Origin of the sequence: Burkholderia sp. M6-3 (assembly GCF_050858985.1) — a bacterium.
In the GTDB taxonomy this organism is placed as follows: Bacteria; Pseudomonadota; Gammaproteobacteria; order Burkholderiales; family Burkholderiaceae; genus Paraburkholderia; species Paraburkholderia caledonica.
In genome coordinates this window covers 3,864,506-3,876,560 of the sequence record NZ_CP110090.1, presented here as the reverse complement: position 1 = coordinate 3,876,560, position 12,055 = coordinate 3,864,506, and the positions used below count along the sequence as shown (strand labels likewise).

Here is a 12,055-nt window from a genome sequence, read left to right as displayed (position 1 = left end):
GGACATGGGAGCAGAGCGCCGGTCTGTCGGTCTGCTGGCGGGCCAGGTAGGCGGGAACCCGCCCTAAAATGCCGGCCATCCAATGTCCGAAAAAGGTGAACAGTAACAGTTTTTCATGTCGGATTTGTCACAAATGGAAAGGCGCCGAGAGTTTCCTCCAGCATCTAGCCGGATCGTCGGGACATTGAAAGGCGGACGATGCGGACCGAAAACCGCGCCGGAACTTCGTGTTCCGCGCTCTTATGTCTGTTAGCCAACTTGACGGGTATCGGCCTGCCGGTATCATACGAGCCGTTCGAGCCGCCGGTTCGCTGTTGCCAACACGGGTTTTCCCGGATGTTGCGTCAACGCCCGAGCACAGTGCGGTTTCCGGCTTCCTGCGTCTGAACAATGGCCGACGCAATGCATTACGAAGCCTTACCCTTGCGGTTTTGCCAAGTCAGCTTGACCGATGAATCGATCCCTCGTTACCGCCCTGGCAGGAATTACCTTGTTGGCTTTAGCCGGGCAGGCGCGCGCCGATTGTTTCGACGAGGCAGCGAAGTATCAGAAGGTCAATCCGCTCATCCTGCGCGCGATCGCGTGGCAGGAGTCGCATAACCGGCCAGACGCGCAGCACAAGAACGCGAATGGTTCGACCGACTACGGCGTCATGCAGATCAACTCGATCCACTTGCCCACGCTTGCTCAATACGGCATTTCGCAGGGCACGCTGATGGAGCCGTGCAAGAACGTCTATATCGCGGCCTGGCATCTGCGCCGTCAGATGAACAAGTACGGCAATACGTGGCAAGCGATCGGTGCGTATCACTCGGAGACGCCCGCGTTGCGCGACAAGTACGCGCAACAGATTGCCGCGATTCTGCGCAAGTGGAACCTGATGCCGGCTGCTCGCTGAGCTACACGTTGATCGGCTTGTTGATTAAGCCACTGGGCGGTACGCTGATTAGCCCGTGACTGCCGGCTACTCCGCCTGCGGGAGCGGTCCGGTCCATAGTCGGCTGGCGGCCACCGTCCGCTTGCCTTCCCAGATTTGATGCACAATGCGGCTTCGTGCTGCCCCCGGCGCTCGAGCGTCGCCCCCGTTTCGACGCTCACGCAGCAATGCTGCGCCCGGCAAGCCCTCCAATTTCCAGCTTTCCCTTACTGCGATGAACCAGCCGCCATTGCCCGTCACCGTGCTCTCCGGTTTTCTGGGCGCCGGCAAGACCACGCTCCTGAACCACATTCTCGCCAATCGCGCCGGCTTGCGGGTCGCCGCAATCGTCAACGATCTGGCCGCCGTCAATATCGACGCGACGCTGGTACGAGACGCCGCCGCGCTTTCGCATAAGGAAGCGAAGCTAGTCGAATTGTCGAACGGCTGCATCTGCTGCACGCGGCGCGACGATCTGCTGGTCGAGATCAAACGCCTCGCCGCGGAAAAACGCTTCGACGCGATTCTGATCGAGTCGACCGGCGTGGCGGAACCCATGCCGATCGCCGAGACATTCACGTTCCTCGACGACGACGGCGCGTCGCTATCCGACGTCGCGCGGCTCGATACGATGGTGACGGTGGTCGACGCATTCAACTTCCTGCGCGATTACGGCTCGGCGGATGCGCTCGCCGAACGCGGCATTGCCGCCACCGAAGAGGACGACCGCACGCTCGTCGAGTTGCTGGTCGAGCAGATTGAATTCTGCGACGTGCTCGTGGTGAACAAGGCCGATCTGGTCAGCGCCGACGAACTCACGCGTCTGCAACGCATCCTCGCGCGAATCAATCCGCGGGCGGTGCAGGTGGTGAGCCGCTTCGGCGCCGTGCCGCTCGATCAGGTGTTGAACACCGGCCGCTTTGATTTCGACGAGGCGTCGAGCGCGCCTGGCTGGCTTGCGGCGCTCAACAGCCATGAAAATGGGCACGCGCACGGGCATAGCCATCAGAGTGAAGCCGACGAGTTCGGCATCGGCAACTTCGTTTATCGCGCGCGTCGTCCGTTTCATCCGGAACGCCTGTGGGCGCTGCTGCATGAAGAGTGGAAGGGCGTGTTGCGCAGCAAAGGGTTTTTCTGGCTCGCGACGCGTAACGATATTGCCGGCTCGCTGTCTCAGGCGGGCGGCGCTTGCCGGCACGGTCCCGCGGGCATGTGGTGGGCGGCCCAGGACCGCAGCGAATGGCCCGAAGCTGACGACGAACTGGCCGCCGAAATTGCCGCCGACTGGTACGGCGCGCCGGACGACCTAAGCATAGGCGACCGTCGGCAGGAGCTGGTGATGATCGGTGTGGGCATCGACCCGGCGCTGTGGTCCGCGAAATTCGACGCGTGCCTTCTTACCGACGCCGAATATGCGCTGGGACCGCAAGGCTGGCAGCAGTTCGCCGACCCGTTCCCAGCGTGGGATTTCGACGAAGACGATCACGATCACCACCACCACGGCCATGACCATGACCACGGTCACGGCGAGATTCCACATCGCCACGACTGAGCAGTCTCGGTTATCACAGTGAAAGCCGCGACCCGGGCCGCGGCACAGCACCGCGCCCGTCTCGCGCAACCTTCGCCGGCGGAGCGCAGACGAAAAAAAACCCGCCGTTGGCGGGTGTCAACTGCCTGGCAGTAATCTGCTTAGCGCTTGTTGACTGCGTCTTTGAACGCCTTGCCAGCCGTAAACTTAACGGTCTTTGCGGCCGGAATCTTGATGGTTTCGCCCGTCTTCGGATTGCGACCCGTACGCGCTGCGCGCTTGCCCGAACCAAAGCTGCCGAAGCCGATCAACTGGACCGCGTCACCCTTCGACACAGACTTCTTGATCACTTCAAGCAACGTGTCCAGCGTTTCACCGGTTTGAGCCTTGCTGGCGCCCGTCTGTCCTGCGACGGCGTCGATCAGTTCCTGTTTGTTCATTAAGGTTCCTTTCTGAGTTTAGGTTGACACGAACAGCGCGAACGCGCCGATTATACGTGCGCGCGCCACGCCGTTAAGCAGCTGCGGCTCCGGAGCCCCTCCGGATCGAAAGCGCCGGACAGCAAGTGTCCGTCGGCCGTGCTGCCGCTCCTCTCGCGGCGCTTGCTATGATAGCGCAGCGCAAACCCAATCAGGACAAGGGTTTCGAAGAATTACGCGGTTTTAGAACAGATACAGCAAGGAAACGGTACTTTTTTCGTATCTGGGCACGCCGCGAGCGCCGAAACCCAGCACGGACGGGGCTTTGACGTTGGTTTTTGCCAACGCTCAACGCGTCTTCTTCGCCGCCCGGCGAGCCGCGCGCCGGCGGTAACGTTCGACCCGCTCGTCGCGGGCGTCACTTTGCGTCACGCATGACCGATCCGCTAATCCCCGCCGTCCTCTCGTTCCGGGACAACGGCACACCGTTTTCGCCCCTCTACGACGATATCTATCACAGCGCCGTCGGCGGTCTGGAGCAGGCCGACCATGTGTTTCTGCGCGGAAATGCGCTGCCCGAACGCTGGCAAGGGCGGCGCATCTTCACCGTGCTGGAAACGGGCTTTGGCATGGGCATCAACTTCCTGATGACCTGGGCTGCATGGCGCGCAGATCCGTCGCGTTGCGAGCGACTTCATTTCGTATCCACCGAAAAACATCCTTTCACCCTCGCCGATCTGCGCCGGGCTTACGCCGCGACCATCGGCGATCCGGCGATAGCAGCGCTCGCGCAAACGCTCGCAGACGAATGGCCGATGCTCGTGCCAGGCACGCATCGGATCGAGTTCGAAGATGGACGCGTGGTCCTCACATTGGCTTTCGGCGACGCCCAGCAAAGCTTGCAGACTCTGCGCTTGCGCGCCGACGCGTTCTACCTGGACGGCTTCGCGCCAGCGAAAAACCCTGAACTGTGGACGCCCGCCGTCTTCAAGTCGCTGGCGCGGGTCGCGGGCGAGGGCGCGACTTTCTCGACGTACAGCAGCGCCGGCGACATCAAGCGCGCGCTAACCCAGTGCGGGTTCGAGTATCGCAAGGTCGAAGGGTTCGGCTGGAAGCGGGCAATGCTGGTCGGCCACTTCGCGCCGCGTTGGCGCGTTCGCCGTCATGAACCGCCGACGCCGATCGGACCATTGGCGTCCGGCGAGCGGCATGCGGTCGTGATCGGCGCCGGTCTGGCGGGATGCTCGGTGATCGAGCGGCTCGCCGCTCGCGGCTGGCGCGTGACGTCGCTGGAACGGCACGCGTCGGTTGCACAAGACGCGTCGGGCAATCCGGCCGGCGTGTTCCATCCAATGATTTCGCGCGACGACAGCGTCGCTTCGCGCGTCACACGCGCCGGCTTTATGTATGCGCTCAGGCGCTGGGCCGCGCTCGAACGGCTCGGTTACGCGCCGTCGCGCGGCGCGCCGGGTCTGCTGCAGATCGCCGAAAACGACGACGAAGCACGCTCCATGAGCGAAGCCATCGCGGCGTTGCGCTACCCGCCGGAATTCGTCACGCCGGTCTCCGCCGCGGATGCGCAAAAGCTCGCCGGCGTGCCGCTCGCGCGGGGCGGCTGGCTGTTTCCGCACGGCGGCTGGATCGACCCGGCATCTCTTTGTGCCGCGCAGTGCGCCGCGGCGGGCGATCTGCTCGAACGGCGCTTTGGCGTAGACGTAGGACGCGTCGAGCGTTTGGGTAGCCAATGGGCCGTGTTCGATACCAGCGGTAAAGAGCTAGTGCGCGCGCCGGTGGTGATCGTCGCCGGGGCGCACGATGCGGCTCGCATCGCCGGATTGAAGCATGCGCCGACCCGCAGCATACGCGGGCAACTCACTTTGCTGCCCGCGGGCTCGGCGCCTTCGCTCGGGTTGCCGGTGATCGGCGACGGCTACGCGATACCGCTACCCAACGGCGTGACGCTGACGGGCGCCACGTATGAACTCGACGACGCCGATACGTCGCTTCGGCCAAGCGGTCATCTGGAAAATATCGAGCGCGTTGCGCAGATGTTGCCCGCGTTCGCGGATATTGCCGCGAGTGCCGATCGGGCAGCGCTCACCGGCCGAGTCGCATTTCGCTGCGTGACGAGCGACCGCATGCCGATGGTCGGCAACGTCGCCGATGAAGCCCTCGCCACGCGCGACGCTGAGCGGTTGCGCGGCGCATGGCCGCTTGATTTGCCACGCACGGAAGGCCTATACAGCGCGTTCGCCTATGGCTCGCGTGGTCTCGTGTGGGCGGCGCTTGGCGCGGAACTGATCGCCTCGCAGATAGAAGGCGAGCCTTGGCCACTGGAGCGCGATCTCGCTGAAGACATCGACCCGGCACGCTTTCTGTTGCGCGCGTTGCGGCAGGGAAGCATCGCGACTTAATGGTTGTCTGAGTGGGTTATTTGGGTGCGGCCGGTTATCCACCGCGAATTGTGGATAACCGCATTGTTTACCTGCGCAACTCGTGTGGAACCGTTGTGGATGTAAACGGGGTAACTCCACCGCCGTCGAAATCCGCAAAAAGTTACCCTCGTATCCGCGCTCCCATCGCACACGCTGTGCTTGCCGTTATGAAGTTTGCAAAGCGCTGATTTACTTCGCTAAAAACCAGTTATCCACAGAATCCGGTGCAGCTTGTTAACTGTTACTACGTATACATACAGTAAACACGTAAACAGCAAGGCCCGAGCTGATTCACGCGTTGACACCCGGACCAAACCATCCCTGCGCGGTGCGCGACTCTGTCTAATCGCTGTCCTGAAAAACACATGCGGACGGCGCAAACTTCGTCGGCAGGGGTCGCAACACCGCCGGCGATGAGTCCAAAGTGAGCGGGAAAAACGGTCGCTTTTTCCACACAGCGGCAAGATAAAGTATGTTTTTACCGTTTTGCCTGCATGTTGGCGTCTTTTCGGTTAAAGCCGAAAAAGCTATGGCACAATCGCCGTTCTTTTCCGCGTGGTGCCTGCTCTCGCAGTACCCGCAGCAACGGAACGGTGCCGTTCAATCAGACTCTGATTCAACGTCGATGGCGTTCTTTCACCGTGCCGTGCTGGTTGCTACGGCCGCACCCCTGAATGCGCCGGCTCCCTGCGACTGCGGCGCGTTCGAATCATCTGCTCGTTGAAAAACTCGCAACGCGGATACGCGAATCGTTTGCGAAAGTGAGCGCCTTGTGCGCGCACCCGCTTGCCGGTGTTCGCGCCGGTTTGCGCCGGTTCGTGTCATCTGCCGTTGCTGCAAAGGAGAACCCATAACGATGAATTCGGCGTTTTCATTTTTCCCCGCCTGGCCGCTCGCACCCGACGCCATTTTCTGGGCGGGGCTCGCATTGCTTGCCGCGGGTTTATGCGGCGAACTCTGTTATCGCGCGTGGCGTTTGCCGCGTATTTCCGGCTATGCGGTCATCGGTCTGATTGCCGGCGCGGCGGGATCCGGTGTGATCGACGCCGAATCGGCCAAGGCCGCGCGGCCGTTGCTCGATGTCGCGCTCGGCTTGCTGCTGTTCGAACTGGGGAGCCGGCTCGATTTGCGCTGGATTCGCCGTAACCCGTGGCTCGTCATGTCGAGCGTCGCCGAAGCGACACTGACTTTCGCACTGGTTTTGCCGGTGCTGCTGTTCCTGAACGTGCCGCTAATGGTGGCGACTGTGCTCGCCGCAATCGCCATGGCGACGTCGCCTGCAATGGTGATCCAGCTCAAGACCGAACTGCGCGCAGAAGGTCAGGTCACGCAGCGTTTGCTGACGCTCACTGCGTTGAACAGCATGTATGCGGTGGTAATCGAAAAACTGGTATCGAGCTGGTTGCATCAGGAAGCCTACGGCAACGTCTTTGCGACAATCCTTCAGCCGCTTTATCTGCTTGCCGGCTCGCTGGTGCTCGCGTATCTGCTCGCGCGCACCTGTACGTTCTTTTATCGCCGGATGAACATGCAGGACGAGCATTCGTTCGTCGCGCTGTTCGGACTCGTGCTGCTCGCGATTGCGGTCGCGCATCTGTTCAAGCTGTCGACGATTCTCGCGCTGCTTGCCGCCGGCATTATTGTGAAAAATCTCGAGGCGCGGCCGCAATTGTGGCCTCAGCATTTCGGCACCGCAGGGTGGCTTCTCACCGTGATTCTGTTCGTGCTGACGCTCACGTCGTTCGAGTGGAAAGACATTGCGCTCGGCGGTGTTGCCGCGCTGGGCCTGATTGTTGCGCGTCTTGTCGCGAAACTTGTCGGCGTGCTCGCCTTTGCGAAGCCGAGCGGTCTGAACTGGAAGCAGGGCATGGCGCTCGGTCTGTCGTTGTCGCCGATGTCGGCACTGGCCTATTTGCTGGTCGACGACACATACAACCTTTATCCGAACTTCGATCCGCAACTCCGGGCGATTGTCATGTGTTCGATCGTCGTGCTGCAAATTCTCGGGCCGTGGCTCGTCTATCGCAGCCTCGCGCTGGTCGCCGAACGGCGCGAAGAATAAACATTTCGCGTTTTTGGCCGCGCATTAATCCTCATATTGCTCAAATAAACGGCTGGGCACCTGACAACTGCCTGGCCGACCTCACTCAGGGGACGCTATGTCACTCGAACCCTTCATCGATTCGAAGCCGTTTACTTTCGGTGTCGAACTCGAGATGCAGATCGTCAATACGCATGACTATGATCTGACCAAAGCCGGCTCGGATCTGCTGCGCCTCGTCAAGGATCAGAAGATCCCCGGCAACATCACGCCGGAAATCACCGAGAGCATGATCGAGCTGTCTACCGGCATTTGCACGTCACACGAACAGGCGCTCGCCGATCTGCGCAAGATCCGGGATACGCTCGTTTCGGCAGCCGATCATCTGAACGTCGGCCTGTGCGGCGGCGGCACGCACGCTTTCCAGCAATGGAGCGAGCGGCAGATCGTGGATACGCCGCGTTTTCAATATCTTTCGGAGCTGTACGGCTATCTGGCCAAGCAGTTCACGGTGTTCGGCCAGCACGTGCACATTGGCTGCCCCGATCCGGACAGCGCGCTGTTCCTTCTGCATTCGATGTCACGCTTCATCCCGCACTTCATTGCGTTATCGGCATCGTCGCCGTTCGTGCAGGGCGTGGACACTGGTTTTCATTCGGCACGCCTGAATTCCGTGTTCGCTTTTCCGCTCTCGGGCCGCGCGCCGTTCGTGCTGACATGGGACAGTTTCGAGGAATACTTCTCGAAGATGGTCCATACCGGCGTCGTCAACAGCATGAAAGACTTCTACTGGGACATCCGGCCGAAGCCCGGCTTCGGCACCATCGAAGTACGCGTGATGGATACGCCGCTGTCGGTGGATCGCGCGGCGGCAATTGCGTGCTACATCCAGACGCTCGCGCGCCATCTGTTGCTCGACAAACCGATCACACCGCACGAAGACGATTACCTCGTCTACACGTTCAACCGTTTCGAAGCATGCCGTTTCGGACTTGCGGGCACTTGCATCAATCCGCAAACCGGCGAACGCAAAACGATTGCCGAAGACATTCTGGAAACGCTCGATCTGATCGCGCCGCACGGAGAGGCATTGGCCTCGGGCCACGCGCTGGCCGAGATCGGCACGATTGCACGCGGCCAGGTCAACGACGCAACGTGGCTCAGAGGCGTGGTCGAAGAGGAAAAGTCGCTGCATGAGGCGGTCCGCCAGCAGTGTCTGAAGTGGCGAGCATAACGAGGCGCGGGGCCCGCTTCGTATTCAAACGTAAGAAACCCGCCGTCGGCGGGTTTTTTTTCGTAATTAAATTTTCCAGTTCGGGGCCCTTAAGGTTTTTCGAATTTGTACGTATACATACGTAGTAGTAGTTAACAAGCATTGCCACGGGCTGTGGACAACTGAATAATTCCCTGCAAAGTCAAGGCGCTGCGTAAACCATAAGTAGGCCGTTGAGCAGTGCGCGGGCGGCGGTAAGCGAGGACAACTTAAGACCGGCAAACTTGCAGCAGACGCTTATCAAGAATCGGCGCACATGTATTCCCCCATGTTGTCCCATGGTTATCCACAACTTGCATGGGATAACTTAGCTGTACGATTCGCCGCTCTCGCATAGAATGTCGTCTTAACTGCTTTGGCTTGCAAGGCGGTGAATTTTTGAGATAGTCGAATCCGTCTCGTCCTGTTTTGGGCGGGGCTACCCCACACAGGCTACGGGCGTTCCCGGCGAATAAGGCCGGCACCGCACAAAAGCTGTAAATAAACGAATCGAAGATTATGAGCGAAGGCGTATACGGAGAACAGGCAACCGGGCGAGTCACCCACAGTCTCTTGCGACTGAGCACGGCCATGCGAAGCCAGGCTTGGGAGTGGGCGGAGGGCGCGGGTCTCACACCCACGCAGGGCGAAATCCTGGTTCTGTTGATGCAGCGAAAGGGCCCGATGCGGCTCGGAGAAATCGCGCGTGAAACGGCGTTGACCGCCGCTACCACGAGCGACGCGGTCAGCACGCTTGAAACCAAGGGGCTTGTTGAAAAGCGCCGCGCACTCGACGACGGCCGCGCGCTCGCCGTCCGCCTGACCGCTCGTGGCCGCACGGCCGCCAAGCGCGCTGCGCAATGGCCGGACTTCCTGGCCAAAGCAGTCGGCACCTTGCGCGACGACGAGCAAGCCATGTTCTACCGCACGCTGCTCAAGACGGTTCATCAACTGGAAGCGCAGGGCCACATTCCGCCCCACCGCATGTGTCTGAGCTGTACGCATTTCGAGCCCAGCAAGAATCCGAAGAAGACGCCGCATCACTGCGCGCTTCTCGATCTGAACATGGCGGACACGGACCTGCGTCTCGATTGCGCGGTGCATGAAACTGCTGACGCCGCTACGCAGAAGAAGACCTGGAAGATCTTCGCCCAATAAGGCGGCTGCTTTCCTGACAATCCGCTACACTGCAAAGCCGGCTCCGGCGGGCGGCCTTCGCCGCCCGCCCAGCCGTTGGCGCCGCGTAGCGGCAGGTCTCCAGTCAACCGCGAAGTGAGAGGCTGATGAATCAGGAAGTTCTGGCCATTCGCCACGTGTACTTCGAAGATCTGGGCAGTCTCGAACTGGTGCTCGGCGAGCGTGGGCGTCCGGTCCGTTATCTCGACGTCGGCTTTGCGCGCATTGAAGCGCCGAATCCCGTCTCGCCATCGTTGATGGTGGTGCTCGGTGGCCCGATCAGCGCCACCGACGACGCGCTTTATCCCACCCTCGTGCCGCTGCTCTCGATGATCGAAAGACGCATCGAGGCGGGGCTGCCTACACTCGGCATCTGTCTCGGCGCCCAGTTGATCGCGCGTGCGCTTGGGGCGCGGGTTTATCCCGCGGGACATGTCGAACTGGGCTGGGAGCCGCTTACGCTTACCGACGCTGGGCGCGCATCGCCGGTGCGTCATCTCGATGGCGCGCAGACATCCATGCTGCATTGGCATGGCGACACCTTCGATCTGCCCGCCAACGCCACGCGTCTTGCATCCACGAGCGCGTGCGAAAACCAGGCGTTCGCATGGGGCGATCATGTGCTCGCGTTGCAATGTCATCCCGAGATTCGCGCTGACCGCTTCGAGCCCTGGCTGATCGGCAACGCCGGTGAGCTCGTCGGCCATGGAATCGACGCACGCCAGTTGCGCGCGGAGACTGCGCAATTCGGTCCGGCTCTGGAAGCCGCCGCTTGCCGCATGTTCGGCGAATGGCTGGATCAGGTGGAACGTAAGCCCTGAGCGGGAGGAGATCTCGGGACTGAAGCTGGCGCCGCGTTGCCATGCCCAAGCGGCGGCTCGAGCGTCCCGTCCGTCCGACCGCCTGAACGCGATCGGCAGTCGCAACGCCGGCTGTTATCGACACCTCGCTGCCTGCAGCAAACGACCTGCGGTGCTATGCTCGTTCGCTCTCGGGTTTTAACTGGGCGGTGATCCATGAGCGCGCTATTTTCTCCACTCACGCTGCGTAGCGTGACGCTTCCGAATCGCATCGTCGTGTCGCCGATGTGCCAGTATTCCGCCGAACGCGGCGAGGCTACCGCGTGGCACATGATCCACCTTGGCAGTCTTGCGTTATCCGGTGCCGGCATGTTGTGCATCGAAGCGACAGCCGTCGAGCCGGACGGCCGCATTACGCCGGCGGATCTCGGTTTGTGGGACGACGCCACTGAAGCCGCGCTCACACCGGTGCTCGCCGCGATTCGCAAGCATTCGCATATCAACGTGACGATGCAGCTCTCGCATGCGGGTCGCAAGGCCTCGAGCCAGGCGCCGTGGGAAGGTGGTCAGTTGATTCCCGTATCGCAAGGCGGATGGTTGCCACATGCGCCTTCGGCATTGCCGCACAAGGCGGGCGAAGAGCCGCCGCTGGCACTCGACACGCCGGGGCTCAACCGCATTCGCGAAGCCTTCGCCGCATCGGCCCGCCGCGCGGCGCGCCTCGGTATCGATGCATTGGAAGTGCATGCCGCTCACGGCTACCTGTTGCATCAGTTTCTGTCTCCACTCGCGAACCAGCGCGACGACGACTACGGCGGTTCGCTCGAAAACCGCATGCGCTTTCCGCTTGAAATCTTCGACATCGTGCGCGCATCGTTTCCCGCCGACAAACCAGTTGGCGTGCGCGTGTCCGCGACGGATTGGGTCGAAGGCGGCTGGTCGCTCGAAGACACGATCGCGTTTGCGCAGGAGTTGAAAAAGCGCGGTTGCGACTGGATCGACGTATCGTCCGGAGGCGTGTCGCCGTTGCAGAAGATCCCGCTTGAACCCGGCTATCAGATTCCGTTCGCGAAGGCGGTCAAAAAAGCGACCGGCCTCACGACCATTGGCGTCGGGCTCATCACAGATCCGCTTCATGCCGAGCAACTGATCGAAGAGGGCGACGCCGATCTTATCGCGCTGGCCCGTGCGCTGCTGTATAACCCGCGCTGGCCGTGGCACGCCGCGGCACAACTTGGCGCGACGGTTGAAGCGCCTCCGCAGTACTGGCGCTCACAACCGCGCGAGCAAAAGGCGCTGTTCGGCGAGATTTCGTTCGGACAAAGATGAAGCCGCACATCGCCATGACGCGGACATAACGCCGGCATCACGAGGGCACGATGCGGCCACACGTTTTTGACGGTTGAACGAAGCCGTCTTCAGCGTGTAGGATGCCGGATGTGGCGCATGAGCGTCGCAAGTCGACGCGGCGCTCGCAGGGCGCCG

At 61.4% G+C, this 12,055-nt stretch carries 9 protein-coding genes; 8 read left to right on the top strand and 1 reads right to left on the bottom strand.

Going from position 1 to position 12,055, the window contains the following annotated elements:
* Positions 1–451 precede the first annotated feature (451 nt).
* Complete coding sequence (locus OH764_RS17040; RefSeq protein WP_498847544.1) at positions 452–898, top strand: lytic transglycosylase domain-containing protein; 447 nt, start codon at positions 452–454, stop codon at positions 896–898.
* Between the two features lie 253 nt (positions 899–1,151).
* Entirely contained in the window at positions 1,152–2,468 is a 1,317-nt protein-coding gene (locus OH764_RS17035; RefSeq protein ID WP_498847543.1) for a zinc metallochaperone GTPase, read from the top strand.
* A 140-nt stretch (positions 2,469–2,608) separates the two neighbouring features.
* On the opposite strand, the gene OH764_RS17030 is transcribed toward OH764_RS17035, so the two are convergent.
* Entirely contained in the window at positions 2,609–2,887 is a 279-nt protein-coding gene (locus OH764_RS17030; RefSeq protein ID WP_006050811.1) for an HU family DNA-binding protein, read from the bottom strand.
* Between the two features lie 413 nt (positions 2,888–3,300).
* Here OH764_RS17030 and mnmC point away from each other — a divergent pair, with 413 nt between their 5' ends.
* The 6 genes from mnmC (at position 3,301) to OH764_RS17000 (ending at position 11,899) form a co-directional block, all read left to right on the top strand.
* On the top strand, positions 3,301–5,280 hold the full coding sequence (mnmC, locus tag OH764_RS17025; RefSeq protein WP_498847542.1) for a bifunctional tRNA (5-methylaminomethyl-2-thiouridine)(34)-methyltransferase MnmD/FAD-dependent 5-carboxymethylaminomethyl-2-thiouridine(34) oxidoreductase MnmC: 1,980 nt from the start codon (positions 3,301–3,303) through the stop codon (positions 5,278–5,280).
* An 877-nt stretch (positions 5,281–6,157) separates the two neighbouring features.
* Complete coding sequence (locus OH764_RS17020) at positions 6,158–7,363, top strand: cation:proton antiporter (RefSeq protein WP_020067394.1); 1,206 nt, start codon at positions 6,158–6,160, stop codon at positions 7,361–7,363.
* Positions 7,364–7,460: 97 nt separating this feature from the next.
* Positions 7,461–8,576 (top strand): glutamate--cysteine ligase 2, encoded by a 1,116-nt coding sequence (locus OH764_RS17015; protein WP_498847541.1) that lies wholly within the window; start codon positions 7,461–7,463, stop codon positions 8,574–8,576.
* 537 nt (positions 8,577–9,113) lie between these two features.
* A complete protein-coding gene (locus OH764_RS17010; RefSeq protein ID WP_027776893.1) occupies positions 9,114–9,752 on the top strand; it encodes a MarR family winged helix-turn-helix transcriptional regulator in 639 nt (212 codons plus the stop codon).
* Positions 9,753–9,877: 125 nt separating this feature from the next.
* Positions 9,878–10,591 carry a type 1 glutamine amidotransferase gene (locus tag OH764_RS17005; protein WP_498847540.1) on the top strand — a complete coding sequence of 238 codons (714 nt, stop codon included), beginning with the start codon at positions 9,878–9,880 and terminating at the stop codon, positions 10,589–10,591.
* 195 nt (positions 10,592–10,786) lie between these two features.
* Entirely contained in the window at positions 10,787–11,899 is a 1,113-nt protein-coding gene (locus OH764_RS17000; protein ID WP_027776895.1) for an NADH:flavin oxidoreductase/NADH oxidase, read from the top strand.
* Positions 11,900–12,055: the final 156 nt, after the last annotated feature.